This window comes from Streptomyces sp. NPDC004266, assembly GCF_042874095.1.
Taxonomy (GTDB): domain Bacteria; phylum Actinomycetota; class Actinomycetes; order Streptomycetales; family Streptomycetaceae; genus Streptomyces.
Genome location: NZ_JBIAMM010000007.1, coordinates 388,020 through 411,667 on the forward strand (window position 1 = coordinate 388,020; position 23,648 = coordinate 411,667).

A 23,648-nucleotide genomic window follows, 5' to 3' on the forward strand; every position below is an offset into this window, starting at 1 on the left:
GCGCATGAACGGAGTGTTTCCGACCCCGCCCGGGGCCCGATTCGGCTCCCGCCATGTGGGAGCGTGGGAGCCCGATCACCCACGGGGAGCGAACCCTATGACGAGCCCTATGACGACCGAGGCCGGCATCGTCCGACCCCCGGCGGGCGCCCAGGCGGTCCGCCGCGCACTGGACGTGCTGCACTGTTTCCACGACAACGGACCCGACCTGAGCGCCTCCGACCTCGCGCGCAGGCTCGGGCTCTCCACCTCGACGGCGCACCGGCTGGCCCGCACCCTGCTCGGCGCGGGCTTCCTGGAGCAGGACGCCCGGACCGCGCGCTACCGGCTCGGTCCGGCGATGACGGAGCTGGGCCGGCTCTCGTACCACCAGCGGGGGCTGCACCTGGCGGCTCCCGAGCTGTCCGATCTGGCCGAACGGACCGGCGCGACGGCCGACCTGGCGCTGCGCAGCGGCCCGCACGCGGTGATCGTGGCGGGCGGGTCGGTGACCCCGAAGGTGGGACTGCGCCGGCCGCTGCACTCGACGGCGCTCGGGAAGGTGCTGCTCGCATGGCCCCGGGCGGGCGAGGCGGGCCCGCACTCCCTGCCCCCGCTGTACGCGTTCACGGAGCGGACCATCGTCGAACCGCCCGCCCTGGCAGCCGAGCTGGCGCGCGTACGGGAGGCGGGGTACGCGCTGAACGACGGCGAGTCGGCTCTCGGGGTGCGGACCGTGGCCGTACCGGTCCTGGAGCGCACGGGGTACGCGCGGTTCGCGCTCGCGGTGCGGGGGACCCCCGAGCTGATCACCGACGCGCGCCTCGACTGGTACCTGGCGCAGGCGCGGGCCTGCGCGCGGGCCCTGGAGGTGCTGTTGCTCGCCCCGGCGGAGCGGCGGCAGCCGGGAGAGCGGGTCGGGTAGTGCCCGGTGCCGCGCGAAAGTATCCGCACGGTCGTGCGTTCAGTACGATGGGGTGATGAGCGGAAGCGGCACCGGGACCAAGACGGACGGGCGCGTCGAGCGGGGCAACCAGACGCGGCGCCTCGTCCTCGGCCGGACGATGGACATCGCCTCGGTCGAGGGGCTCGAAGGCCTGTCCCTGGGACGGATCGCGACCGAGCTGGAGCTGAGCAAGAGCGGTGTCTTCGCCCTCTTCGGCTCCAAGGAGGAGCTCCAGCTCGCCACCGTCAGGGCCGCCGTCGCCGTCTTCGCCGACCGCGTGGTCGCCCCGCTGAAGGAGCTTCCGCCGGGCGCGCGGCGGGTGCGCGAGCTGTGCCGGAACTGGCTCGCGTACTCCGCGGAGCGGGTCTTCGCGGGCGGCTGCTTCTTCTACGCGGTCTCGGCCGAGTTCGACGCCCGCACGGGTCCCGTGCACGACGCCGTCGCCGGTGCCCGCCGCGACTGGACCGCGTACGTGGAAGGGGCCCTGACGGAGGCGCGCGCCGCCGGGGAGTTCGTCGAGGACCTGGACGTGGAACAGCTGGCCTTCGAGGTGATCGCCCTCATGGAGGCGGCCAACGCCCGGTCCGTGCTGTTCGGCGACCCCGGCTCGTACGCCCGCGCCGAGCGGGGCATCACGGCCCGCCTGCTCGCCTCGGCCACGGACAGGGGCCGGGCGGCGCTCGCCGACCCGGCCTGACCGGACCCGGCCCGACCGACCGACCGGACCCACCGGCCTGATCGAACCGACCCGGACCGACCGGACCGATCCGGACCGAGCGCCCCGGCCCGACCGGACGCCCCGACGGCCCTCGGCGGGCGCCCCCTCCCCCTACGCCGTCGAGGCGACGCCCTCGCGCGTGCCGGCCGTCCGTGCCGTGGCGGAGCCCGCCGTCGCGAACCCCACCGCCTCGGCCACGACCCCGGGGTCCGCGAGGATGCGGCGGTGGCCGAGGCCCCGGGTGACGACGAGCCGGGCCCGCTCGCCGTGGACCCCGGCGAGGAACCGCGCCTGGGCCAGGGGCACCATGTCGTCGCCCTCGTCGTGGAACAGCAGGACGGGCGCGCCGAGTTCGTCCGGGGCGTGGTCGGCGCCGAAGCGCTCCCAGAGACCGGGCTCGCCGGGGACGAGCCGTCGCTCGACGTACGCGCGCATGGCCCGCATCACCCGCTCGTCCAGGCCGAGCCCCGCCCGGAAGCCCTCCAGGACCATGTCGAAGGAGCCGACGCCGCCGAGGCCCACGAAGCGGGAGGTGCGGACGCCGTCGCGGAGGGCGAAGAGGGAGGCGAGGACGCCGAACGAGTGGGCGACGACGGCCTCGAAGTCGCCGTGCCGGGCGTGCAGCTCCCGGATGATCTCCCGGTATTCGACGATGTTGCTCGCCCTGCCGGAGGAGTCGCCGTGGCCGGGCGCGTCGAAGGCGACCGGGCTGTATCCCCGCGCGAGGAGCTCCTCGGCGAAGGCGCCGAGCCGCGAGGCGCGGGAGGACCAGCCGTGGACGAGCAGGACGGGCCGCCGGCCGTCGCCCCAGGCGTACGTGACGACCTCCTTGCCGCGGACGCGGAGGCGGTCGGTGCGCGCGCCCGCGAGGAGCGCGGCCTCGCCGGGCCGGAGCCGGGCCCTGCCGAGCGGCCGGACGAAGAGGTGGAAGGCCCAGCGGCCGGCCGGGCCCGGCGCGAGGCGCGCGGTGGTGTTCAGGGCGGTGCGGATGAGCGGAGCCATCGGGTACATGCCGGATCTCCTCGGTCGTCCTGGAGGAAAAAATATTAGCACGACCGTTCGTGTTGTTTCGAAACGGAGCCAGAGGGCCGGTGACGCCCGCCCGGGAGCGTCCCGGCCCTCCGCCCCTACCCCTCCTCGGCCCCCTTCTTCGCCCGGCTCGGCTGCACCCGCCTGGGCTCGCCCGGCATCTTCGGGTACTCCGGCGGATACGGCAGGTCGCCCAGGCCGCGTTCCGCCTCGTCCCGCCGGGCCAGTTCGAGCAGCGACTCCAGGCCGAACCGCTCCTCGTCCATGTCGGCGTGGACGTCGCCGACCTCCGCGTACCGGGCCGGCATCGTCCTGATGTCGAAGTCCCGCGGCACGGCCTCGCCGATCTCCTCCCACCTCAGCGGCGCCGAGACGGGGGCGTTCGACCGGGGGCGCACGGAGTAGGCGGAGGCCATCGTGCGGTCCCGGGCCATCTGGTTGTAGTCGACGAAGATCCGCTCACCGCGCTCCTCCTTCCACCACCTCGTCGTGACCCGGTCCGGCATCCGCCGCTCCAGCTCCCGGCCGCAGGCGATCGCCGCCCGCCTGACCTGGGTGAACGTCCACTCGGGAAGGATGGGGACGAAGACGTGGAGGCCCCGGCCGCCGGAGGTCTTCGGCCAGCCGCGCAGTCCGTGCTCGTCGAGGACCGCGCGCAGCTCGTGGGCGGCGCGGACGGCGTCGGCGTAGTCCGTGCCCGGCTGGGGGTCGAGGTCGATGCGGAGCTCGTCGGGACGGTCGGTGTCGTCCCGGCGCACCGGCCAGGGGTGGAAGGTGACGGCGCCGAGGTTGGCCGCCCAGAGCACGGCCGCCGGCTCGGTGGGGCACACCTCGTCGGCCGTCCGGCCGCTGGGGAAGGTGATGCGGGCCGTCGGGATCCAGTCCGGGAGGTTCTTCGGGGCGTGCTTCTGGAAGAAGGACTCGCCGGCCACCCCGTCGGGCCAGCGCTCCAGGGTGGTGGGGCGGTTCCGCAGGGCGCGGGTGATGCCGTCGCCCACGGCCAGGTAGTACCGGACCAGGTCCAGCTTGGTGTAGCCGGACTCCGGGAAGTACACCTTGTCGGGGCTGGAGACCCGTACGGTCCGGTCGCCGACTTCCAGTTCCACCGCTGCCGCCTTGCCTGCCATGCCGGTCAGCCTAGGGCTCGCCGACAAGTGCCGCATACCAGACAATCTCCCCATGGATCTTCCGGTGATGCCGCCCGTGAAACCGATGCTGGCCAAGCCCGTGAAGCGGATCCCGCCCGGGATGCAGTACGAGGCCAAGTGGGACGGCTTCCGCGCGATCGTGCACCGGGACGGGCCGGAGCTCGTCATCGGCAGCCGGACGGGCAAGCCGCTCACCCGCTACTTCCCCGAGCTGGTCGAGGCGTTGACGGCCCGGCTGCCGGAGCGCTGCGTCGTCGACGGGGAGATCGTCGTCGAGCACGACGGCCGCCTCGACTTCGACCGGCTCGCGGAGCGGATCCATCCGGCGGCCTCCCGGGTCCGCCTGCTCGCCGAGACCGCCCCGGCCCGGTTCATCGCCTTCGACCTGCTCGCCCTCGGGGACGACTCGCTGCTCGACACCCCGCTGAGCGAGCGCCGGGCGGCCCTGGAGCGGGCCCTCGCCGGAGCCGACGCGCCCGTCCACCTGGCCCCCGCGACCCGGGATCCCGAGCTCGCGGCGCGCTGGTTCGAGCAGTACGAGGGCGCCGGCCTCGACGGGGTGATCGCCAAGCCGCTCGACCTGGCGTACCGACCGGACGCCCGCCTCATGTACAAGGTCAAGCACGAGCGGACGGCCGACGTCGTCGTGGCCGGATACCGCTTCCACAAGAACGGGCCCGTCGTCGGCTCGCTGCTGCTCGGCCTGTACGACGAGCAGGGCGCCCTCCAGCACGTGGGGGTGTGCGCGGCCTTCACCGCCGCCCGCCGCGCCGAGCTCGTGGAGGAGCTGGAGCCGCTCCGGACGGACCCCTCCGACGGGCACCCGTGGGCGGCGTGGACGGACGAGGCCGCGCACGAGGAGGCCCGGCTTCCGGGCGCTCCCAGCCGCTGGTCGGGCGGGAGGGACCTCTCGTGGGTGGCCCTGCGGCCGGAGCGGGTCTGCGAGGTCGGCTACGACCACATGGAGGGGGACCGCTTCCGCCACACCGCCCAGTTCAAACGGTGGCGCCCGGACCGGACGCCGGAGTCCTGCGGCTACGGACAGCTGAGGGAACCCGTCTCGTACGACCTGGCGGAGATCTTCGCGTAGGCGCCCCCCTTCCGGAGACCCGGCCGGGCGCAACGTGAGATGCCACACATTCGGCATGCCCCGACCGCCCGCGCCCGTCCCGGGTCTCCGGGCGGCGCGCGGAGACGGCGCGCGACACGGCGGCCGCCGCCCGGCCCCGTACCTGCGGGAACGCCCCGGCCGTCGGCCACCGGCGCCGCACCGCTCGACCCGCCCGCTCCCCCGGTGGCCCGTTCCGCCGTCGCCCGGCCGTGACACCACCGTGCCGGAACCCGTACGGCCATCCGGTACGTATGGAGGGGAGACCCTTCCGTACCCTCCCCGGACCGACTAGGACTGACCCGTGATCACCTCGCCCTCGCGCCTCGTTCCCGTCCCGATCCCCGACAGCGTGGCCGCGATGATCGGCGCCTGCCTGCCGCTGCACGTCCTCCAGGCCGAGGTCGACGCGGACTGCGCGGCGCGCGAGGTGTACCGCTTCCGGGGACCGCTGTGCGCGGAGGACCGGGCGGACCGCGAGCACGCGCTCGCCGCCCTGGCGCGGGCCAACAAGATCCTCGCCAAGCACCACCCCCGACTGCCCGTCACCCCCTGACGGCCGCGCCCTTCCGGCCCTGACGGGTACACCCCTCCGGCCGTCCCCCGCATGCGTGAGGACGGCGGCGGTGTGACGCTGCGAGGGTGACCACGACCAGCGACGCAGCGCCCGCGCCCCCGGCCGCCACCGAGCCGCCCGTGCTCGACAGCCGCCGCCGCAACATCGTCTTCGGCACGATCATGCTGGGTGTCCTCCTCGCCGCCCTCGACCAGACGATCGTCGGCACAGCCCTGCCCACGATCGTCTCGGACCTCGGCGGCGCCGCCCACATGTCCTGGGTGGTCACCTCGTACCTGCTGGCGGAGACGGTCGCGACCGTCCTCGTCGGCAAGTTCGGCGACCTCTTCGGCCGCAAGGTGATCTTCCAGATCTCCGCGGTCGTCTTCATCACCGGCTCGTTCCTCTGCGGACTCGCCACCAACATGACGCTGCTGATCGTCTGGCGCGGCCTCCAGGGCGTCGGCGCCGGCGGCCTGATGGTCACCTCGATGGCGCTCATCGCCGATGTGATCCCCCTGCGCGACCGCGGCAAGTACCAGGGCGCGATCGGGGCGGTCTTCGGCGTCTCGACCGTCATCGGCCCGCTCCTCGGCGGTCTGTTCACCGACCACCTCAGCTGGCGCTGGGCCTTCTACGTCAACGTCCCCATCGCGGTCCTCGTCGTCATCGCCGCCGCCCGCTCGATCCCCTCGGTGCGCTCCGCGACCCGGCCGGTCATCGACTACGCGGGCATCGCGTTCGTCGCCGTCGGCTCCAGCGCCCTGATCCTGGCGACCAGTTGGGGCGGCAACGAGTACGCCTGGGGCTCCCCCGTCATCATCGGGCTCTTCGCGGGCGGTCTCGTCGCCCTGGCCCTGTTCTGCTGGGTCGAGACCCGGGCGGTCCAGCCCATGCTGCCCATGCGGCTGTTCCGGAACCCGGTCTTCACCGTCTGCTCCGTGCTCAGCTTCGTGGTCGGCTTCGCCATGCTCGGCGCGATGACCTTCCTGCCCACCTATCTGCAGTACGTCGACGGGGAGTCGGCGACCATGTCCGGCATCCGCACCCTGCCCATGGTCATCGGCCTGCTCATCGCCTCGATCTTCAGCGGCAACGTCGTCAGCAAGACCGGCCGGTACCGGATCTTCCCCATCGTCGGGTGTCTGGTGATGGGCGTCGGCCTCTTCCTGCTCTCCCTCATGGGGCCGGACACCGGCACCTGGCTGGAATCGCTGTACATGTTCGTCCTCGGCACCGGCATCGGCCTGTGCATGCAGGTCCTGACCATCGCCGTGCAGAACACCGTCGACTACGCCGACCTCGGCACCGCCACCTCCGGCGTCACCTTCTTCCGCACCCTCGGCAGCTCCTTCGGCACGGCCGTCTTCGGCACGATCTACGCCAACTCCCTCCGGCCCAACCTCACCAGCGGGGTCGTCGAGTCCGCCGCCGTCGCCAGGCGCCTCGGCGTGAACCCGGCCGGGATCGCGCAGGCCGCGCAGAGCCCGGCCGGCCTGCACGCCCTCCCGGACCGGATCGCCGAGCCGATCGTCCGGGCGTACGCGGACACCCTCCAGACCGTCTTCCTCTGGACGGTGCCGGTCGCGGCCGTCGGCTTCGTCGTCGCCCTCTTCCTCAAGCAGGTGGAGCTGCGCGACTCGGCCCGCTCCGCCGCCCCCGACATGGGCGAGGGCTTCGGCTCCCCCACCATGTCCGGCGACTCGGAGAAGCTCCTCGAACTGGTCGTCGGCCGGATCCTGCGGCGCACCGACTACGAGACGGCCCGCAGGATCGTCGCCGCGTCCGACACCCGGCTCGACACGGCCGGGGCCTGGGCGGTGATGCAGGTCGAACTCTTCACGCGGACGGTCGGGCACGCGAGCCTCGGCCTGATCTCGGCCGGCCGGCGGGTGCCGCCCGAGGTGCTGCTGCCGGTCTTCGACCGGATGGTCGACGAGGGCTTCCTCACCCGCGACGGCAATCTGCTCTCCCACACGCCGGCGGGCAGGCGCGAGGCGGACGTCATCACCCACGCCTGGGGCGAGTGGCTCTCCGACGTCGTCGCGCAGGAGCGCGGCCGGCCCAGCGGGCCCGAGCTGCGGGTGGCGACGGACGCCATCGCCAAGCGGATCGTCGCCGAGGACCTCGCGAGCGGGCTCCCGAGGGAACGGGTGCCGGCGGGCGCGGGCGCGCGCTGAGCCACCGCCCGCCCACGCGTCAGCCGTTGTCGAAGGGCGTGCAGATCGTCACGGGGAACCTGGCCGACCACTTTCCCGTGGTCTGGTCGTATCCGCGCGCGTACCCGTTGCTCGCGCCGGCGCAGGGAGCGTGGAGTCGTGTATTGACGTTGACCCATCCTCCGGCGAGGAAGGGATGGTCACGTGCCGTCACCCACCTCTTGAAGTACAGCGTTCCGTTGTTGAGCTTCACCATGACGTAGACCCGACCGCCGATGGTGAAACAGCCGCCCTGGAGCTTCAGGTCACCGTCGAAGGCGTAGGTCGACACCCATGGCGGGGTGGGCGCGCAATTCGCCGCGGAGACCAGCGTGTGAGCGCCCGCGGGTGTCGCGTGCGCCGATGCCGCACCAGGAACGGCGAGGCCGATCGCGGCTGCCATGAAGGTCGCCGCAGCGGCGGTCGCGGGCCGCCGGCGGCGCGGATGCGAGAGAGCGAGGATACCCATGTGCGTTCCTCGTGGATCGATGGAGTCGGTGGTGCACCGAGTCCGGACATGAGGGCGTCAGAAGAGGGGACGCCGAACCCGTTTTTGCGGCCCTTGTGAACTCGGGGCTCGCCACGGCGGACCGGGGGACCGGGGACCATCGAGTGGCGGGGGGTCCAGCCGGAGCCTCACATTCCCTCGATCAGTCTAATGACGGCCCCGGAAGAGCGGCAAATCGTGCGGCTTCCCCGGTCGGGCGCACGGCGGCGGGGCCCTCCTCAGGTGAGACGCGCAGGAACGGCCGGGCACGTCCTAGTCGAGGAAGTCTCCGTCCACGTACACCCACGCGCCCTCGTGGCGGGCGAAACGGCTCCGCTCGTGGAGGGAACCGGCCTCGCCGCCGTGGACGTAGCGGGCCGTGAAGGTGACGGTGCCGTGCTGGTGGAAGGCGGTGCCGTCGGTGGTCCCCTCGATCTCCAGGCCGGCCCAGCGCGTCCCGGGGTCGAAGTCGACCTCGCCCGGCCGGGTCTCCGGCGCCCAGGTGCGCAGCAGATAGGCCTCGTCGCGGACGACGAAGGCGCAGTAGCGGGAGCGCATGAGGAGCTCGGCGGTGGGCGCCGTACCGCCGGTGCCCGAGTGGAACCGGCCGCAGCACGCGCCGTACACGGCGTCGAGCCCGCAGGGGCAGGGCGAGTCCGCGGTCACGGCGGGCGCGGGGGCGGCCGCAGCCGTACGGGGGGCCGGGGAGGTGCGGGGGCGGGTCTTGCGTCGGGACATGGAGCCATTGTCCCCCACCCCTCGCGCGGGACGGCCGCCCGGCATGTGGACGTCCTCGTGGACGAAGGCCTCGAATCCCGCTGCTCAGAAGGCTCGTCCGAGTAGCGTACGACCATGAAACTGACGATTCTCGGAGGCGGCGGATTCCGGGTGCCGCTGGTGTACGGCGCCCTGCTCGGCGACCACGCCGAGGGGCGGGTCACCCACGTCACCCTGCACGACCTCGACGAGGCGCGGCTCTCGGCCATCGCGCGGGTCCTCGCGGACCAGGCGGAGGGGGTGCCGGGCGCGCCGGCGGTGACGGCGACGACGGACCTGGACGAGGCGCTGCGCGGCGCGGACTTCGTGTTCTCGGCGATCCGGGTCGGCGGTCTGGAGGGGCGGGCCGCCGACGAGCGGATCGCGCTCGCCGAGGACGTGCTCGGCCAGGAGACGGTGGGGGCGGGCGGCATCGCGTACGGGCTGCGGACCGTGCCCGTGGCGGTACGGATCGCCCGGAGGATCGCCGAACTCGCCCCCGACGCCTGGGTCATCAACTTCACCAACCCGGCCGGGCTGGTCACGGAGGCGATGTCCCGGGTGCTCGGCGACCGGGTCGTCGGCATCTGCGACTCCCCCGTGGGCCTCGGCCGCCGGGTCGCCCGCGTCCTGGGCGCGAACCCGGACGAGGCCTGGATCGACTACGTGGGCCTCAACCACCTGGGCTGGCTGCGGGGACTGCGGGTCGGCGGCCGGGACGTGCTGCCGCGGCTGCTCGCCGACGAGGAGGCGCTCGGCTCCTTCGAGGAGGGGCGGCTCTTCGGCCCGGAGTGGCTGCGCTCGCTCGGCGCCGTCCCCAACGAGTACCTGCACTACTACTACTTCAACCGGGAGGCGGTCCAGGCCTACCGGGCGGCCGAGCGGACGCGCGGCGCCTATCTGCGCGACCAGCAGGGCGCGTTCTACCAGGAGATGGGAAAGCCCGACACCCCCGCGCTCGACGCCTGGCACCGCACGCTCGCCGACCGCGAGGCCACCTACATGGCGGCCAACCGGGAGGCAGCCGGGATCGGGGAGCGCGACGAGGAGGACCTGGAGTCGGGCGGCTACGAGAAGGTGGCGCTCGCGCTCATGCGGGCGATCGCCCGGGACGAGCGGACCACGCTGATCCTCAACGTGCGCAACGGCTCGACGCTCTCGGTGCTCGACGCGGACGCGGTGATCGAGGTGCCGTGCGTCGTGGACGCGAACGGCGCCCACCCGGTGTCGGTGGACCCGCTGCCGTACCACGCCGTCGGTCTGGTGACCGCCGTGAAGGCGGTGGAGCGCGAGGTCCTCGCCGCCGTGGAGAGCGGCTCGCGGGCGACGGCCGTCAAGGCCTTCGCGCTGCACCCGCTGGTGGACTCGGTGGCGGTGGCCCGCCGTCTCGTGGAGGGCTACACGGCGGAGCACCCGGGACTGGCCTGGCTGCGAAACTGAGATGGCCGGCCGACGAACGGACGGCTGACGAACGCCTTTACGAGGCAGGGGGCGCGGCCTAGGCTCGCGCCCCATGACCTCACAGCGCAAGGGAGTTCGGCGTGCCGTGGCCCGGCTCGCCGCGGTCTGTCTGCTGGCCGCCGGCCTGGTGGGAACCACGCAGGCGGCGGCCGGGACGCCCACGTCCGGCGAGGGGCCGGTCGTCGTCCCCGTGCAGACCACCGGGCCCGCCGACAAGCGGTTCAACCTGGTCTTCATGGGCGACGGCTACACCGCGGCGGAGATGCCGGCCTTCCGGGCGGACCTGGAGCGGCACCTCAACACCCTGTGGTCCATCGAGCCCTTCGCCTCGTACCGCTCGTACGTCAACGTGTGGGCGGTGGAGGTCCCCTCGGCGGAGTCCGGCGTGGACTGCGACCCGGGTCTCACCGCCCCCGCCCGTGACACGGCGCTCGACATGGGCTTCTGGGGCGGCTGCGACCCGGACAGCGTGCAGCGGCTGCTCACCGTCGACGGCCGGAAGGCCGCCGCGCTCGCCGACCTCGTCCCCGGCACCGGCCGCGCCAACCGGCAGATCGTCGCCCTCGCCCACAGCGACACCTACGGCGGCGCGGGCGGCGGCTACGCCACGGCCTCCGGCGGCAACGCGCTCTCCTCGCTCATCACCCCGCACGAGATAGGGCATTCGCTCGGCGGCCTCCAGGACGAGTACGACTACTACGCGCGCGGGGTCCCGGGCGGGACCTACGAGGGACCCGAGCCGTCCTCCGCCCACCACACGCTCCTGACGGAGGAGCAGATGCGGGAGCGGCGGGCCAAGTGGTGGCGCTGGCTCGGCGAGGAGAGCGAGTCCGGCGGGGTCATCGGCCGCCACGAGGGCGGGATGTACAGCACGAAGGGCGTCTGGCGCCCGAGCCGGCACTCCCTCATGAAGACCCTCGGCTACGCCTTCGACCAGGTGGAGCGCGAGGTGATGGTCCGGGCGATCTCGGCGAAGGTGAACCTGGTCCAGGACCACACCCCGGACACGGCGCCGATCGGGGCGGACCGCACGGTGTGGGTGGACACCCTGCACCCGGTGGGCGGCGCGCTCGCCGTGACCTGGAAGCTGGACGGGCGGAGCCTCGACACCCGCGGCGCCCGCACCGTCGACCTGCGGAGGCTGCAGGTCTCCCCCGGGACGCACACCCTGACGGCGACGGTCACCGACCCGACGCCCTTCGTCCGCGACCCGGCGGTCCGCGCCTCGGCGGCGCTCACCCGGAGCGTCAGCTGGACGGTGGACCCGTCGCTGACGACCGTACGGGGCCCGGGGGTTCCCGGCTTCACCGGCCACACCCCGACCGGGTCCCCCGTCGGCGCCCGGAGCGTCGTCCACGCGGAGACCACCCACGCGGTGGACGGCACCCCCGCCGTGCGCTGGCGGCTGGACGGGCGGCCGGTCGCGACGGCCGACCGCGACGACCGTGACCTGGACCTGCGTCGGCTGCGGATCGCGCCCGGGACGCACACCCTCACGGCCCGTCTCGCGGGCACGGACGAGGAGTTGAGCTGGACGGTGGACGCCCGCCCGGCCGCGTCCGCGTACGAACTGTCCGAGCCGCTGCGGACGGTACGGCGTCCCGGGCGGCCGGTGGAGTACGTCTACGACGGGCCGTTCACGATGCGGCTGACCGCGCGGGACGACCAGGAGGGTGCGGTGGTGAGCCAGTTCCGGGTCGACGGCGACGGCTGGTACACGTACTACGGCTGGCCGACGGACGCCTCCGCGCCCTTCCGCTTCTCGCCGGGCGGCACGGTGATCGACGACCTGGTGTACGGGAAGCTGGGCCGGAGCCGGGCGGTGCCGTGGGACGACGCGACCCCGGACCACGGCACGCACACCGTCGAGCACCGGACGATCGACGCGGCCGGGAACATCGGCCCGGCGCGGAGCTTCCTGGTGACGCTGGTGAAGCCGTAGCAGGACGGAAGGGGGCCCGCCGGCATCGCCGGCGGGCCCCCTTCGCGTACGGACCGGGTCAGGGCTTGCGGGCCACCGCGGCCCACCCCGGGATGGGGTCGTCGCCCTGGACCGGGACGGGCTCGCCCAGCTCCGGGTGCCACTCGGCGGTGAGCGAGACCCCGGGCTCGACGAACTCGAGGCCGTCGAAGAACGCGGCCAGCTCGTCGCGCGAGCGGGGCCGCAGGGTCAGCCCGCGCGCCTTGTACATGGCGGCGGCCTGCGCCGCGCCCTCGGGGTTGAAGTCCCCGGTGACGTGCGAGAGCACCAGGTAGCTGCCCGGCGCGAGCTTCTCGACGATCTTGGAGACCAGTTCGTACGCGCCGTCCTCGTCCCCCACGAAGTGCAGCAGGGCGAGCATCGACAGCGCGATGGGCTGGTCGAAATCAAGGACCTTTCCGGCCCTTTCGAGGATGACCTCGGGCTCGCGGGCGTCCGCCTGGATGTACTCGGTGGCCCCCTCCGGGGTCGAGCGCAGCAGGGCGGCCGCGTGCGCGAGCACGATCGGGTCGTTGTCGCAGTAGACGATGCGGGACTCCGGCGCGGCCTCCTGCGCGATCTGGTGCAGGTTGGGCTCGGTCGGGATGCCCGTGCCGACGTCCAGGTACTGACGGACGCCGTGGGCGCTGAGCCAGCGGATGGCGCGGTGCATGAAGGCCCGGTTGACGCGGGCCATGTCCCGGCCCCGGGCGTCGACGGTGAGCAGCTGGCGCGCCATCGCCTCGTCGACCGGGTAGTTGTCCTTGCCGCCCAGGAACCAGTCGTACATGCGCGCCGGATGCGGCTTGCTGGTGTCGATCCGTACGGCTGCGGGTTCCTGGGTCATCGGCTCTCCTGGTCGGGATGAACGGGTGGCGCTGCTACAAGAGTTACGCGATGGTAGGGCTGGGACGGAAGGTTCAGGTGAGCAGAAAGTCAGCCTGACCGGATTTGGCGCCCTGGATGAAAGCGGCGATCTCCCCGTGGGTGTAGATGAGCGCTGGTCCTTCAGGGTCTGCGGACTGTCGCACGGCGACTCTGCCGTCGGCCAGCTTCATGGCCTCCACGCAGTTGCCCCCGTTCCCGCCGCTCCAGGGCTTGTGCCAACCCTCGGCACCGAGCTCCGCGGCGGGCATGCCGTTGTATATGCGATCCATTCACAGCTCCTTGCGGAGATCCCGGAGGATCTCCTTCGTGCGTTGTGCAGTCGCGGCCTGCGCCGCCATGCGGTCCATGACCTCCAGGTGGGATGCCACCTCGGGACGCGCGTCGAGATAGACCGCGCCGGTCAGGTACTCGCTGTAGACCATGTCCGGGAGTTCCGGCATGGCGAAGCGGAAGAGGACGAACGGTCCGTAGGTGCCGGGGTGGTGGCCGGACGCGAACTCCGCGATCTGCAGGGTGACGTTCGGCAGCTCGGACGCTTCGAGCAGCCGGTCGAGCTGGTCGCGCATCACTTCGGGCCCGCCGCCGACCGGTCGGCGGAAGACCGTCTCGTCCATGATCACCCAGAGCTTCGGGGCGTCGTCCCTGGTCAGCAGGGACTGGCGCTCCATCCGGAGGGCTACATGGCGCTCGGTGTCCTCGTCCTTGCCGGCATCGCTGCCGCCGCCGACCGCCCCGCTGCGCAGAATGGCGCGGGCGTACTCCTCGGTCTGGAGCAGACCGGGGACGAACTGGGGTTCATAGGCCCGGATGAGGCTGGCCGCCCCCTCCAGGCTGACGTACATGGAGAACCAGCCGGGCAGCACGTCGTGGAACCGCTGCCACCAGCCGGGGAGGTTGGCCTCCTCCGCGAGGGCGACGAAGCCCTCCGCCTCGGAGTCCGTGATCCCGTACTCCTTCAACAGGAGCTGCACGTACGGGATCTTCAGCGCGACCTCGGCGGTCTCCATCCGCCGGACGGTGGCCGGGGCCACTCGGAGGATCTTCGCGGCCTCTTCCCGCTTCATGCCGGCCCGCTCGCGCAGGTCCTGCAGACGCTTTCCGAGGACGACCTGTCCCACCGTGGGGGCGGACCGCGGCTCGCTCACTCTCAGACCTCCCCGACGCGCTGTTTCGACGAGTGTGCCACGAAGCCGGGCCAGAGAGAACACAGCACTCTGCAATTTTCAGAGTGCCACTTGCCAAGTGTCCGACTCAGGAGGACAGTGTTCCGGTGAACCAGTACACGCTGCCGCCGCGCGCCACCGCGCCCCGGCGACAGCGCCGTACGGCAGTCCTGCCCACTGTTGTGAGGAACCGGTCGTGGCTTCTGGTAACGCGCAGCCCTCAGGTCTCATGAGCCTTCGAGCCCCTCGGGTCATGGCCCAGCGCCCGCACCACACCGATCCCGTCCGCCGCTTCGCCTTCGAGCTCCCGGCCCTCACCGGCTCCGTCGCCCGGGCCCGCCGGCTCGCGGAGGAGCGGCTCATCCTCTGGGGCTGCGGCCCCGACATACGCGACACGGTCGCCCTCGTCGTCTCCGAACTCGTCACCAACGCCGTCCTGCACACGGCGAGCGACCGCGTCGTCTGCGAGCTCCGCGAGGGCGAGGACACCCTGCGGATAGCCGTCCGGGACGAGGGCGGCCCCGCCGGGCCCCGGATGCGCGACTGCGGCGAGGACGAACGCGGCCGCGGACTCCTCATCGTCGACGCGCTCTGCACCGCCTGGGGCGCCGACCGCACCGGTCTCGGCACGGCGCAGATCGTCTGGGCGGAACTCGCCCACGGCATGGGGGAACCGTGCTGAGGTCGATGGCGATCCGCATGCTCCCGCGGTCCCTCAGGGCCCCCGAGGCCACCTCCGTACCGGTCCCGCGCCGCTCGCCGGAACCCCTCCTCGGCCCCGGCGACCGCCTCCGGGGCGCGCGCGAGCTCGGCGCCACCCGCCTCTCCGTGCCCGCCGGACTCCACACCGGGCTCGGCTGCGACGCCGTCGGCGTCCCCGCCCGCTTCGGCTTCAAGATCCTCTCCCGGCTGCCCGCCAAGGGCTGCGTCTACGCCGACTCCGACTGGTGGTGGTGGCTCGTCCCCGCCGGCTCCGACCACGACCTCACCTGGCCGCTGCCCGCCTGCTACGCGCCCGGCGCCGAGATCCCGGACCGCGGCCCGCGTCTCATCCACCACCCCGACGGCACCTCCCCCTACACCCCGCCGATCCCCCTCTACCTCCTCGTCTGCCAGCTGACGGGAACCGCCCCGTCCTGGCCGGCGCCCCCGGTGGGCAGCGCGCTCTGACCCACAGGGGGTGTCTTCCGGAGGAGCCCGGGACGATCGGCGAGCCACCCCCTAGGCTCGGTGCATGTTCACCCCGCAGGGCCCCAGCCTCCGCGAGCTGGCCGTCCAGGCCCTCTCCTCGGTCGAGCACGGCTACGACCTGCTCGCGGGCAAGTTCGACGCCACCCCCTTCCGCACCTCCGACCGTCTCCTCGACGCGGTCGCCGAGACCCTGGAGACCCTCGGCCCCTTCGGCTCGGGCCTCGACGTCTGCTGCGGCACCGGCGCCGGTCTCGGCGTGCTCCGCTCGGTCTGCGCGGGCCGGATCACGGGCGTCGACTTCAGTACGGGCATGCTGACCCGGGCCCGGGACGCCCATCCGGACGCCGACCTGGTCCGCGCCGACGCCCTGGCCCTCCCCTTCGCCCCGGCCTTCGACCTGGCGGTCAGCTTCGGCGCCTTCGGCCACTTCCTCCCGGCCGCCCAGAGCGCCCTCTTCGCCCAGGTCCACGCGGCCCTGCGCCCCGGCGGCACCTTCGCCTTCCCGCTTCCCGCGCCGCCGCCGGTCGGATCCCGCCTCTACTGGACCCTGTGGGGCTTCGACGCGGCGATGCGCGTCAGGAACGCCCTCCGGCGGCCGCCGTTCGTCATGTACTACCGGACCTTCCGCCTCGCGGACGTCCGCACCCGGCTGGAGGAGGCGGGCTTCGAGGTCGCCCTCGTCCCGATCGACTCCCTGGGCCACCGGGAGGACGGCAGCCCCCGGTGCAGGCTGGTGGTGGCGCGGAAGGCGTAGGCCCGCGGCGGGCGCCCGCCGTTCCGTCGACGGGAAAACGGAAAGTGCCGGTCGACACGAGATCGACCGGCACTTTCCCTGTGGTGTCCGAGGGGGGACTTGAACCCCCACGCCCGATAAAGGGCACTAGCACCTCAAGCTAGCGCGTCTGCCATTCCGCCACCCGGACCGGGTGATCGTCGTCCCGGGGTTTCCCCCGCGGCGACAGAGATAACTCTACCAGGGGTTCGCGGTGCCTTTCACCAGCGTTTCCCGTGGTCAGCCGCTACCGGGTGGGAGCCCGGCGCCCCCCGACGCCGGCTCCGTGGAGGCCACACTGACGACCGCGACGCGGTCCAGGCCAATCCTTCGGCGGGAGTCCGTCAGGTCGATTGACCTGGAAGAGGTCAGCGCACCTCGACCAGGCGGGCCGAGACCACCACGTTGCCCGCGTAGCCGCTCTCCTCGGTGAAGGTGCCGCCGCAGGTGATCAGCCGCAGTTCGGGGACGCCCGCGTCCCCGTAGACCCGCTCGGCGGGGAAGCCCTCCTTGGGGACGAGCTCCACCCCATACACGGCGAAGACGGCGGTCCTGCCGTCACGCCGGACGACCTCCACCCGGTGGCCCTTGCCGAGGGCGCCGAGGTCGTAGAAGACGGCCCGGCCGTTCGGGGTGTCGACATGGCCGACGACGACGGCGGTACCGCGCTCGCCGGGGGTGACCGCCCCGGTGAACCACCCCGCCAGCCGGTCGTCCTCGGGCGGCGGCGCCTCGATCCAGCCGTCGGCGTCGAGCCCGACCGCGGCGACGGGGGCGTCGACGCGGACGGCGGGGACACGGACCCGCACGGGGGGCGAGGCGGGCAGCGGGGCCGGGACGGACGCGGGCACGAGGGCGGCGAGGCCGGCCCGTGTCCCGTCGGGCGCGGCCGCGGCGAGGGGCTGCGGCGGGCCGAGGGGCGCGGACTCCCCCGTGCCGCCGCGCACGAGATGCACCCCGACGAGGAGGACGACGGCGACGACGCCCCAGGCGCCGCGCCCTCCCGTACCGTCCGAACGGCCCACTTCCGCCCTCCTCCGCCCTTCCGCACGTGCTGGCGCCCCTCCGTCCCGGACCTCGTCACACCGGGGCGGAGGGGCCGTTTCGGGTCCCCCGGGTCCGGGCCGTCAGGCGCGGCCGCCGGCGTGGCGGCGGGTCAGCACGACGGCGGCACCGAGCGCTCCGGCGATGAGCAGGACGCCGGTGACCAGTTCGGTGGCGCCGAGCCCGTCGGCGTCCGCGCCGGAGGCCGCGGTGCCGTAGCCGGCCTTCACGCCCTTGTGGGCCCCGGTGGGGGTGCCGGTGTCGTGCCCGGTGTCCCCACCGGTGCTCCCGCCGGTGTCGCCCTGGGCGATGGTGAGCCGGGTGGTGCCCCGCTCGCCCTTGCAGTCGAAGGTGATCTCGTACTGGGTGCCGACCTTGGCGTCGAGGTCCACGGTCGCGGTGCCCGGACGGCCCTCGGCGAGGGTCACGGTCTCGAACACGGTGGAGGTGACGGTCACGGAGGGCACTTCGCAGCCGTCGGACGTGAGGGTGACGGTGCCGCCGGGGGCGATCGTGGCGGGGGTGACGGAGAAGCCGAACGACGTGATGTCCTGGTCGCCCTCGTCGGCCGTCGCCAGGGGCGCGACCGTCACGACGGCGACGGCGCCGAGCAGGGCGGCGGAAGCGGCACGTATCACGCGCATGGCGGTCCTCCAGATCACGGGAGGGCCCGGAGGCGGATCGATTCCGCGGCCGGAAGGAGACGACCCTCACCGCGATCGAAGCTAGGTCCGCCCCCGGCGCGCCGCCACCGGGCTCCGCCGAACGGGGCACGGCGGCCGGGAGGACCCGGAGGTCCTACGGGACGCGGACGACCTGTCCGGCGTAGGAGAGGTTGCCGCCGAAGCCGAAGAGGAGCACCCTCCCGCCGGAGGGGAGCTCGCCGCGCTCGACCAGCTTGGCGAGGGCGAGCGGGATGGAGGCGGCCGAGGTGTTGCCGGAGTCGACGACGTCACGGGCGACGACGGCGTTGACGGCGCCGATCTTCGCGGCGAGCGGCTCGATGATCCGCAGGTTGGCCTGGTGCAGGACGACGCCCGCGAGCTCCTCGGGGGCGATGCCGGAGCGCTCGCAGGTCTGCCGGGCGAGGGCGGGCAGCTGCTGGGTGGCCCAGCGGTAGACGGACTGGCCCTCCTGGGCGAAGCGGGGCGGGGTGCCCTCGATGCGGACGGCGTGTCCCATCTCCGGGACCGAGCCCCACAGGACCGGGCCGATGGCGCCGGTGTCGGTCTCGGTGGCCTCGACGATCGCGGCTCCCGCGCCGTCGCCGGTGAGGACGCAGGTGGTGCGGTCGGTCCAGTCGGTGATCTCGGTCATCTTGTCGGCGCCGATGACGAGGGCGCGGCGGGCCGCACCGGCCCGCACCGCGTGGTCGGCGGTGGCGAGCGCGTGGGTGAAGCCGGCGCAGACCACGTTGAGGTCCATGGTGGCGGGCGAGCCCATGCCGAGGCGGGCGGCGACGCGGGCGGCCGTGTTGGGCGAGCGGTCGATCGCGGTGGAGGTGGCGACGAGGACGAGGTCGACGTCGCCGGCGGAGAGGCCGGCGGCGGCGAGGGCCTTGCCGGCCGCGTGGGCGGCGAGCTCGTCGACGGGCTCGTCGGGGCCCGCGACGTGCCGGGTGCGGATGCCGACCCGGCTGAGGATCCATTCGTCGCTCGTGTCGACCAGCTCGGCGAGGTCGTGGTTGGTCAGCACCCTGGCGGGCTGGTAGTGCCCGAGCGCGGCAATGCGAGTGCCCGTCATACTCGGGACCCCCTAGGTGGTTCGTTCGTGCGGCAGGATCCCCCAGTCTTGCCAGCGACTGATCAGTAACAGGTGACGTAAACCACCAACATTCCCCCGTACCGCTTGGCCGACCGTGACAAGGCCCCGCGCCCCGCACGGCTCCCCGCCCCGGCTCCGGACGTGCGTTCGGCGGAGGAGTGTGGCGGAGAATGGGGGCCGTCAGGGCCTTCCGGCCTTCCCGCGGAGAGAATCGAGTGCGTCACGATGGGACGGGTCACCGAGCGACGGCGTGTCCTGCGGATCCGGGGCGGTGCGGTCAACACGCGGCCCGACACCCTGGTGGCGGAAGAGCCGCTGGAGATCCGGCTGAACGGACGCCCGATCGCGATCACCATGCGCACGCCGGGCGACGACTTCGCGCTCGCGGCCGGCTTCCTGGTGAGCGAGGGGGTCCTGGCGGCGGCGTCGGACGTGCGGAACATCGTGTACTGCGCGGGCGCCACGGAGGACGGCCGGAACACGTACAACGTGGTGGACGTGCAGCTCGCCCCCGGCGTGGCGGTCCCGGACATCTCGCTGGAGCGGAACGTCTACACGACGTCCTCGTGCGGACTGTGCGGCAAGGCGAGCCTGGACGCGGTCCGCACCACGGCCCGCTTCCCGATCGCCGACGCTCCCCCGCTCCGGATCGCGCCGGAGCTGCTGTCCCTGCTCCCGGAGCGGCTGCGGGCGGCGCAGCGGGTCTTCGACTCGACCGGCGGGCTGCACGCGGCGGCGCTGTTCGCGGAGGACGGCGAGCTGCTCGACGTACGGGAGGACGTGGGCCGGCACAACGCCGTGGACAAGCTGGTCGGGCGGGCGCTGCGGGAGGGGCTGCTGCCGCTGGAGCGGGCCGTGCTGCTGGTGTCGGGGCGGGCCTCGTTCGAGCTGGCCCAGAAGGCCGTGATGGCGGGGATCCCGGTGCTCGCCGCAGTGTCCGCGCCGTCCTCGCTCGCCGTGGACCTGGCCGCCGAGACGGGCCTGACCCTGGTCGGCTTCCTGCGCGGACCGGACATGAACGTGTACGCGGGCGAGCACCGGATCGTGCTCTGAGGGTCCCGTCAGTTCTTCGGCGGGTCGATCATCTGGAGGACGAGGGTGGCCGGGGGCGGGGCGATGCCGGGGCCGCCGGCGGCCGTCCAAGCGAGGATGTCGTCGAGGCAGTCCTCGTCCAGGGTGAAGCCGACCCAGGCCGCCCGTCCGCCGCGCCGCCGGCCCTCGGTGGAGGGCTGGACCACGACGACGTTCGCCTGGGCGCAGGGTCCGAGGCAGTCGCTGGTACGGACGGCGAGCCGGCCGCCGGAGGCCGCTGCGGCCTCGCGGAGGCGGGCGAGCTGCCCGGCGTGGTCGGTGCCGGGGTTCTTGCGGGCGTCGCCGCAGCAGCAGCCGCGGCAGACGACCAGGGAGCAGGGGCGCGCGCCGTACCGTATCGGGACCGGGGTCACTCGGGGCCGTCCAGGGTGATCGCGGAGACCGGGGCGACCGTGCCGAGGCGCGGGAAGTCGAGGTCGACGGAGGCGCGGTGCTCGTCGGCGGTGAGGGCGGCCATGGCGTCCTCCGCGAAGACGAGCTCGTAGCCCAGGTCGCAGGCGGCGCGGGCGGTGGACTCGACGCCGAGGTTGGTGGCGATGCCGCCGAGGACCAGGGTGGTGGCGCCGAATCCGGCGAGCAGCTCGTGGAGTCCGGTGTCCTGGAAGCCGCCGATGGTGCGCTTGACGACGACGGGGTCGCCGTCCCGGACGAGGTCGGGGACGAGCTCGCTGCCGGGCGGCTGGGCGTCGACGTTCGGCCGCTCGACGCGGATGTGGACGACGGGCGCGCCGACGGCCCGGAAGGCGTCGGCGAGCCGGGCGGAGGCGGCGAGGACGTCGGTGCCGGGGCGGGGGGCGAGGGGCAGCGCGACGATGCGTTCCATCAGGTCGACGAGGACGAGCGCGGTGCTGCCGGGATCGAGTGCGGGCATGGGAGCACCGTAGCGGCCCGGATGATCATCCCGGGCGGCCGTGGGTGTGATCCGGCCGACGGAGGGGGCGTACGGGATCGGGTGACGGCCGCCGGGGGCGTACGGGATCGGGGGACGGCCGCCGGAGGGGGCGTACGAGGTCAGGCGCCGCCCGTCGGGACCTCCCGCGCGGCGGGTACGGGTGCGGGGACGGTCCCGGCCCCCTCGGTGGCCTCGGGGTCCGCCGAACGGCGCTTCGCGATGACCGCGCAGACCATCAGCTGCATCTGGTGGAAGAGCATCAGCGGCAGCACGGCGAGGGAGGCCTGCGGGCCGAAGAGGACGCTCGCCATCGGCAGCCCGGCCGCCAGGCTCTTCTTGGAGCCGGCGAACTGGATCGCGATCCGGTCGGCCCGGCCGAAGCCGAGGCGCCCGGCCCCGTACCAGGTCACGGTCAGCATCAGCGCGAGGAGCGCGGCCTCGACGGCGAGCAGCAGCCCCAGCCGGGCGGGGGTCACCAGGTGCCAGATGCCGGCGACCATGCCCTGGCTGAAGGCGGTGTACACGACGAGGAGGATCGAGCCCCGGTCGACGCGTCCGAGGACCTTCTTGTGGCGGACGAGGAAGGCTCCCACCCAGCGGCGCAGGAGCTGCCCGGCCAGGAAGGGCGCGAGGAGCTGGAGCACGATCTTCAGGAGCGCGTCGGCGGAGAGCCCGCCCGCGCCCTCGCCGAGGAGCAGCGCCGCGAGCAGCGGGGTGAGGACGATGCCGGCGAGCGAGGAGAACGAGCCGGCGCAGATCGCGGCGGGCACGTTGCCCCGGGCGATCGAGGTGAACGCGATGGAGGACTGGATGGTGGACGGCACCAGGCAGAGGAAGAGGAAGCCGCCGTAGAGCTGCGGGGTGAGGACCCCGGGGACGAGGCCGCGCGCGGCGAGGCCGAGGAGCGGGAAGAGCAGGAAGGTGGAGCCGAGGACGGTGAGGTGGAGCCGCCAGTGCTTGAGGCCGTCGAGGGCCTCGCGGGTGGAGAGCCGGGCCCCGTAGAGGAAGAAGAGCAGGGCGACGGCGCCGGTCGACGTGCCCTTCATGACGCTCGCGGTGGCGCCCGAGGCGGGGAGGAGCACGGCGAGGACGACCGTGCCGAGCAGCGCGAGGACGTACCCGTCGACGGGCAGCCAGGACGGCGGGCGGAGGGGACGGCGTGCGGTACGGGCGGACGTGCGGGGGGTCATGGGCTCCACTGCTCTGTGCACTGCTGGGGCGGGTCGCGCCCGTCCATCCTGCTCCACGGCCCGGTGATCGGGAATCCCGTACAGCGCTCTGACTGTCATCACGGTTCGCGATAGCGTCGTGGGATGTACGAGCCCACCCAGCTGCGCACCTTCCTCGCCGTGGCCCAGACGCTGAGCTTCACGCGGGCCGCGGACCGGCTGGGGCTGCGGCAGTCGACCGTCAGTCAGCACGTACGGCGCCTGGAGGACGCGACGGGGCGTCCGCTGTTCGCCAGGGACACGCATCGCGTGGAGCTGACGGAGGACGGCGAGGCGATGCTCGGTTTCGCGCGCACGATCCTCCAGGCCCACGAGCGGGCGGCGGCCTTCTTCGGCGGGACGCGGCTGCGCGGGCGGCTGCGGTTCGGCGCCTCGGAGGACTTCGTGACGACCCGGCTGCCGGAGATCCTGGAGTCCTTCCGGCGCGAGCACCCCGAGGTCGACCTGGAGCTGACGGTCGAACTGTCCGGGACGCTCCAGGCCCGGCTCGCGGCCGGCCGGCTGGACCTGATCCTGGCCAAGCGGCGCGGGGCCGAGAGCGAGGGCCGGCTCGTCTGGGAGGACACGCTCGTCTGGATCGGGGCGCCGGGGCTGCGGCTGGATCCGGACCGTCCGGTGCCGCTGATCCTGTACCCGCCGCCGGGGATCACCCGGGCCCGGGCGCTGGAGGCACTGGAGGCACAGGGCCGGGCGTGGCGGATCGCGTGCACGAGCTCCAGCCTGAGCGCGAACGTGGCGGCGGCCCGCGCGGGGCTGGGGGTGATGGCGCACACGCGGGGCCTGGTGCCGCCGGGGCTCGTCCCGGTGCCGGCCCGGGCGGGGCTCCCGGAGCTCGGGGACGTGGGCTTCGTCCTGCGCAAGGGGCGCCGGGGCGGGGAGACGCAGGAAGCGGCGGACGCCCTCGCGGAGGCGATCCTGGCGGGCGGCGACCGTCTGCACCGGCCGCGCTGAGCGGGGGCGCCCCACCGCGGCCGGCTCGCCGGGGGGGCTGTCGCTCGACGCGTCCGGGCCGGCCGGCGGGCGCCGATCGACGCGTCCGGGCCGGCCGGCGGGTGTCGCTCGACGCGTCCGGTGGACGGCGAGAAGGCGCCACGGGGGCGCTTCGGGGGCGGGGGCGTGAGCGGCCGGTACAGATTCCGTGGAGATTCGCCCCCGGAGGGCGTACCGTCTGGTCGGTAACCGCCCCGGGCCTCCCGCGACTTGGCCGCCTCACCTGCCCTGACCTGTGAGAACCCGGAATGTTCCGGCTTGGTGAAGCTCCTCCCTC

The 23,648-nt window shown here is 73.5% G+C and carries 25 protein-coding genes and 1 tRNA gene; 12 read left to right on the forward strand and 14 right to left on the reverse strand.

Features of this window, described 5'->3' with window-relative positions; translation table 11 throughout:
* Window positions 1-109: 109 nt before the first annotated feature.
* On the forward strand, window positions 110-904 hold the full coding sequence (locus ACFYUZ_RS19840) for an IclR family transcriptional regulator (RefSeq protein ID WP_389310914.1): 795 nt from the start codon (window positions 110-112) through the stop codon (window positions 902-904).
* 55 nt (window positions 905-959) lie between these two features.
* The gene (locus ACFYUZ_RS19845; RefSeq protein WP_389310916.1) at window positions 960-1,622 is read left to right on the forward strand and encodes a TetR/AcrR family transcriptional regulator; all 663 of its coding nucleotides are present in this window, start codon (window positions 960-962) and stop codon (window positions 1,620-1,622) included.
* A gap of 132 nt (window positions 1,623-1,754) precedes the next feature.
* Here ACFYUZ_RS19845 and ACFYUZ_RS19850 read toward each other — a convergent pair whose 3' ends face one another.
* Together ACFYUZ_RS19850 and ligD are read right to left on the reverse strand one after the other, a co-directional pair.
* Window positions 1,755-2,654 carry an alpha/beta hydrolase gene (locus tag ACFYUZ_RS19850; protein ID WP_389310918.1) on the reverse strand — a complete coding sequence of 300 codons (900 nt, stop codon included), beginning with the start codon at window positions 2,652-2,654 and terminating at the stop codon, window positions 1,755-1,757.
* A 116-nt stretch (window positions 2,655-2,770) separates the two neighbouring features.
* Entirely contained in the window at window positions 2,771-3,799 is a 1,029-nt protein-coding gene (ligD, locus tag ACFYUZ_RS19855; protein ID WP_389310920.1) for a non-homologous end-joining DNA ligase, read from the reverse strand.
* 52 nt (window positions 3,800-3,851) lie between these two features.
* Here ligD and ACFYUZ_RS19860 point away from each other — a divergent pair, with 52 nt between their 5' ends.
* From ACFYUZ_RS19860 to ACFYUZ_RS19870, 3 genes are all read left to right on the forward strand, one after another.
* On the forward strand, window positions 3,852-4,910 hold the full coding sequence (locus ACFYUZ_RS19860; protein WP_389310922.1) for an ATP-dependent DNA ligase: 1,059 nt from the start codon (window positions 3,852-3,854) through the stop codon (window positions 4,908-4,910).
* A 379-nt stretch (window positions 4,911-5,289) separates the two neighbouring features.
* Entirely contained in the window at window positions 5,290-5,484 is a 195-nt protein-coding gene (locus tag ACFYUZ_RS19865; RefSeq protein ID WP_221518607.1) for a hypothetical protein, read from the forward strand.
* A gap of 86 nt (window positions 5,485-5,570) precedes the next feature.
* Window positions 5,571-7,664, forward strand: a complete 2,094-nt coding sequence (locus ACFYUZ_RS19870) for an MDR family MFS transporter (protein WP_389310924.1) — start codon at window positions 5,571-5,573, stop codon at window positions 7,662-7,664.
* Between the two features lie 19 nt (window positions 7,665-7,683).
* On the opposite strand, the gene ACFYUZ_RS19875 is transcribed toward ACFYUZ_RS19870, so the two are convergent.
* Window positions 7,684-8,151 (reverse strand): hypothetical protein, encoded by a 468-nt coding sequence (locus ACFYUZ_RS19875; protein ID WP_389310926.1) that lies wholly within the window; start codon window positions 8,149-8,151, stop codon window positions 7,684-7,686.
* Window positions 8,152-8,442: 291 nt separating this feature from the next.
* Entirely contained in the window at window positions 8,443-8,907 is a 465-nt protein-coding gene (locus tag ACFYUZ_RS19880; RefSeq protein WP_389310928.1) for a YchJ family protein, read from the reverse strand.
* A 114-nt stretch (window positions 8,908-9,021) separates the two neighbouring features.
* Here ACFYUZ_RS19880 and ACFYUZ_RS19885 point away from each other — a divergent pair, with 114 nt between their 5' ends.
* Together ACFYUZ_RS19885 and ACFYUZ_RS19890 are read left to right on the forward strand one after the other, a co-directional pair.
* Window positions 9,022-10,365 (forward strand): 6-phospho-beta-glucosidase, encoded by a 1,344-nt coding sequence (locus ACFYUZ_RS19885; RefSeq protein ID WP_389310930.1) that lies wholly within the window; start codon window positions 9,022-9,024, stop codon window positions 10,363-10,365.
* Window positions 10,366-10,438: 73 nt separating this feature from the next.
* Window positions 10,439-12,328: a M64 family metallopeptidase gene (locus ACFYUZ_RS19890; protein WP_389310932.1), complete on the forward strand. Its 1,890-nt coding sequence runs from the start codon at window positions 10,439-10,441 to the stop codon at window positions 12,326-12,328.
* Window positions 12,329-12,386: 58 nt separating this feature from the next.
* Here ACFYUZ_RS19890 and ACFYUZ_RS19895 read toward each other — a convergent pair whose 3' ends face one another.
* From ACFYUZ_RS19895 to ACFYUZ_RS19905, 3 genes are all read right to left on the reverse strand, one after another.
* A complete protein-coding gene (locus ACFYUZ_RS19895; protein ID WP_389310933.1) occupies window positions 12,387-13,193 on the reverse strand; it encodes an SAM-dependent methyltransferase in 807 nt (268 codons plus the stop codon).
* Window positions 13,194-13,266: 73 nt separating this feature from the next.
* On the reverse strand, window positions 13,267-13,503 hold the full coding sequence (locus tag ACFYUZ_RS19900; protein WP_015037566.1) for a DUF397 domain-containing protein: 237 nt from the start codon (window positions 13,501-13,503) through the stop codon (window positions 13,267-13,269).
* Window positions 13,504-14,379, reverse strand: a complete 876-nt coding sequence (locus tag ACFYUZ_RS19905) for a helix-turn-helix domain-containing protein (protein WP_389310935.1) — start codon at window positions 14,377-14,379, stop codon at window positions 13,504-13,506.
* A 271-nt stretch (window positions 14,380-14,650) separates the two neighbouring features.
* Between ACFYUZ_RS19905 and ACFYUZ_RS19910 the strand changes: the two genes are divergently transcribed.
* The 3 genes from ACFYUZ_RS19910 to ACFYUZ_RS19920 all read left to right on the forward strand — a co-directional run bounded on the left by ACFYUZ_RS19910 (window position 14,651) and on the right by ACFYUZ_RS19920 (window position 16,342).
* On the forward strand, window positions 14,651-15,079 hold the full coding sequence (locus tag ACFYUZ_RS19910; protein WP_389310937.1) for an ATP-binding protein: 429 nt from the start codon (window positions 14,651-14,653) through the stop codon (window positions 15,077-15,079).
* Between the two features lie 17 nt (window positions 15,080-15,096).
* Window positions 15,097-15,567, forward strand: a complete 471-nt coding sequence (locus ACFYUZ_RS19915) for a hypothetical protein (protein ID WP_389310939.1) — start codon at window positions 15,097-15,099, stop codon at window positions 15,565-15,567.
* A gap of 64 nt (window positions 15,568-15,631) precedes the next feature.
* Entirely contained in the window at window positions 15,632-16,342 is a 711-nt protein-coding gene (locus ACFYUZ_RS19920) for a class I SAM-dependent methyltransferase (RefSeq protein ID WP_389310941.1), read from the forward strand.
* Window positions 16,343-16,423: 81 nt separating this feature from the next.
* On the opposite strand, the gene ACFYUZ_RS19925 is transcribed toward ACFYUZ_RS19920, so the two are convergent.
* The 4 genes from ACFYUZ_RS19925 to ACFYUZ_RS19940 form a co-directional block, all read right to left on the reverse strand.
* Window positions 16,424-16,511: transfer RNA gene (locus ACFYUZ_RS19925), tRNA-Leu, on the reverse strand.
* A 217-nt stretch (window positions 16,512-16,728) separates the two neighbouring features.
* Complete coding sequence (locus ACFYUZ_RS19930) at window positions 16,729-17,385, reverse strand: class F sortase (RefSeq protein WP_389310943.1); 657 nt, start codon at window positions 17,383-17,385, stop codon at window positions 16,729-16,731.
* 102 nt (window positions 17,386-17,487) lie between these two features.
* Window positions 17,488-18,048, reverse strand: a complete 561-nt coding sequence (locus ACFYUZ_RS19935; protein ID WP_389310945.1) for a hypothetical protein — start codon at window positions 18,046-18,048, stop codon at window positions 17,488-17,490.
* A gap of 154 nt (window positions 18,049-18,202) precedes the next feature.
* Window positions 18,203-19,147 carry a beta-ketoacyl-ACP synthase III gene (locus tag ACFYUZ_RS19940; protein WP_389310947.1) on the reverse strand — a complete coding sequence of 315 codons (945 nt, stop codon included), beginning with the start codon at window positions 19,145-19,147 and terminating at the stop codon, window positions 18,203-18,205.
* 246 nt (window positions 19,148-19,393) lie between these two features.
* On the opposite strand from ACFYUZ_RS19940, the gene fdhD reads away from it, so the two are divergent.
* On the forward strand, window positions 19,394-20,221 hold the full coding sequence (fdhD, locus tag ACFYUZ_RS19945) for a formate dehydrogenase accessory sulfurtransferase FdhD (protein ID WP_389310949.1): 828 nt from the start codon (window positions 19,394-19,396) through the stop codon (window positions 20,219-20,221).
* Window positions 20,222-20,229: 8 nt separating this feature from the next.
* Here the strand turns inward: fdhD and ACFYUZ_RS19950 are convergent, their stop codons facing one another.
* From ACFYUZ_RS19950 to ACFYUZ_RS19960, 3 genes are all read right to left on the reverse strand, one after another.
* Entirely contained in the window at window positions 20,230-20,613 is a 384-nt protein-coding gene (locus ACFYUZ_RS19950; RefSeq protein WP_389310951.1) for a (2Fe-2S) ferredoxin domain-containing protein, read from the reverse strand.
* The gene (locus ACFYUZ_RS19955; RefSeq protein WP_389310953.1) at window positions 20,610-21,131 is read right to left on the reverse strand and encodes an isochorismatase family protein; all 522 of its coding nucleotides are present in this window, start codon (window positions 21,129-21,131) and stop codon (window positions 20,610-20,612) included. The genes ACFYUZ_RS19950 and ACFYUZ_RS19955 overlap by 4 nt, the downstream gene beginning before the upstream one ends.
* Before the next feature lie 140 nt (window positions 21,132-21,271).
* On the reverse strand, window positions 21,272-22,342 hold the full coding sequence (locus ACFYUZ_RS19960; RefSeq protein WP_389310955.1) for a bile acid:sodium symporter family protein: 1,071 nt from the start codon (window positions 22,340-22,342) through the stop codon (window positions 21,272-21,274).
* 123 nt (window positions 22,343-22,465) lie between these two features.
* On the opposite strand from ACFYUZ_RS19960, the gene ACFYUZ_RS19965 reads away from it, so the two are divergent.
* The gene (locus ACFYUZ_RS19965; RefSeq protein ID WP_389310957.1) at window positions 22,466-23,332 is read left to right on the forward strand and encodes a LysR substrate-binding domain-containing protein; all 867 of its coding nucleotides are present in this window, start codon (window positions 22,466-22,468) and stop codon (window positions 23,330-23,332) included.
* Window positions 23,333-23,648: the final 316 nt, after the last annotated feature.

Excerpts from the sequence above, each read along its gene's own strand:
- ACFYUZ_RS19840 (WP_389310914.1), top strand. The coding sequence starts at position 110 with ATGACGACCGAGGCCGGCATCGTCCGACCCCCGGCGGGCGCCCAGGCG.
- ACFYUZ_RS19845 (WP_389310916.1), top strand. The coding sequence starts at position 960 with ATGAGCGGAAGCGGCACCGGGACCAAGACGGACGGGCGCGTCGAGCGG.
- ACFYUZ_RS19850 (WP_389310918.1), bottom strand. The coding sequence starts at position 2,654 with ATGTACCCGATGGCTCCGCTCATCCGCACCGCCCTGAACACCACCGCG.
- ligD (WP_389310920.1), bottom strand. The coding sequence starts at position 3,799 with ATGGCAGGCAAGGCGGCAGCGGTGGAACTGGAAGTCGGCGACCGGACC.
- ACFYUZ_RS19860 (WP_389310922.1), top strand. The coding sequence starts at position 3,852 with ATGGATCTTCCGGTGATGCCGCCCGTGAAACCGATGCTGGCCAAGCCC.
- ACFYUZ_RS19865 (WP_221518607.1), top strand. The coding sequence starts at position 5,290 with ATGATCGGCGCCTGCCTGCCGCTGCACGTCCTCCAGGCCGAGGTCGAC.
- ACFYUZ_RS19875 (WP_389310926.1), bottom strand. The coding sequence starts at position 8,151 with ATGGGTATCCTCGCTCTCTCGCATCCGCGCCGCCGGCGGCCCGCGACC.
- ACFYUZ_RS19880 (WP_389310928.1), bottom strand. The coding sequence starts at position 8,907 with ATGTCCCGACGCAAGACCCGCCCCCGCACCTCCCCGGCCCCCCGTACG.
- ACFYUZ_RS19885 (WP_389310930.1), top strand. The coding sequence starts at position 9,022 with ATGAAACTGACGATTCTCGGAGGCGGCGGATTCCGGGTGCCGCTGGTG.
- ACFYUZ_RS19890 (WP_389310932.1), top strand. The coding sequence starts at position 10,439 with ATGACCTCACAGCGCAAGGGAGTTCGGCGTGCCGTGGCCCGGCTCGCC.
- ACFYUZ_RS19895 (WP_389310933.1), bottom strand. The coding sequence starts at position 13,193 with ATGACCCAGGAACCCGCAGCCGTACGGATCGACACCAGCAAGCCGCAT.
- ACFYUZ_RS19900 (WP_015037566.1), bottom strand. The coding sequence starts at position 13,503 with ATGGATCGCATATACAACGGCATGCCCGCCGCGGAGCTCGGTGCCGAG.
- ACFYUZ_RS19910 (WP_389310937.1), top strand. The coding sequence starts at position 14,651 with ATGGCCCAGCGCCCGCACCACACCGATCCCGTCCGCCGCTTCGCCTTC.
- ACFYUZ_RS19915 (WP_389310939.1), top strand. The coding sequence starts at position 15,097 with ATGCTCCCGCGGTCCCTCAGGGCCCCCGAGGCCACCTCCGTACCGGTC.
- ACFYUZ_RS19920 (WP_389310941.1), top strand. The coding sequence starts at position 15,632 with ATGTTCACCCCGCAGGGCCCCAGCCTCCGCGAGCTGGCCGTCCAGGCC.
- ACFYUZ_RS19935 (WP_389310945.1), bottom strand. The coding sequence starts at position 18,048 with ATGCGCGTGATACGTGCCGCTTCCGCCGCCCTGCTCGGCGCCGTCGCC.
- ACFYUZ_RS19940 (WP_389310947.1), bottom strand. The coding sequence starts at position 19,147 with ATGACGGGCACTCGCATTGCCGCGCTCGGGCACTACCAGCCCGCCAGG.
- fdhD (WP_389310949.1), top strand. The coding sequence starts at position 19,394 with ATGGGACGGGTCACCGAGCGACGGCGTGTCCTGCGGATCCGGGGCGGT.
- ACFYUZ_RS19955 (WP_389310953.1), bottom strand. The coding sequence starts at position 21,131 with ATGCCCGCACTCGATCCCGGCAGCACCGCGCTCGTCCTCGTCGACCTG.
- ACFYUZ_RS19960 (WP_389310955.1), bottom strand. The coding sequence starts at position 22,342 with ATGACCCCCCGCACGTCCGCCCGTACCGCACGCCGTCCCCTCCGCCCG.
- ACFYUZ_RS19965 (WP_389310957.1), top strand. The coding sequence starts at position 22,466 with ATGTACGAGCCCACCCAGCTGCGCACCTTCCTCGCCGTGGCCCAGACG.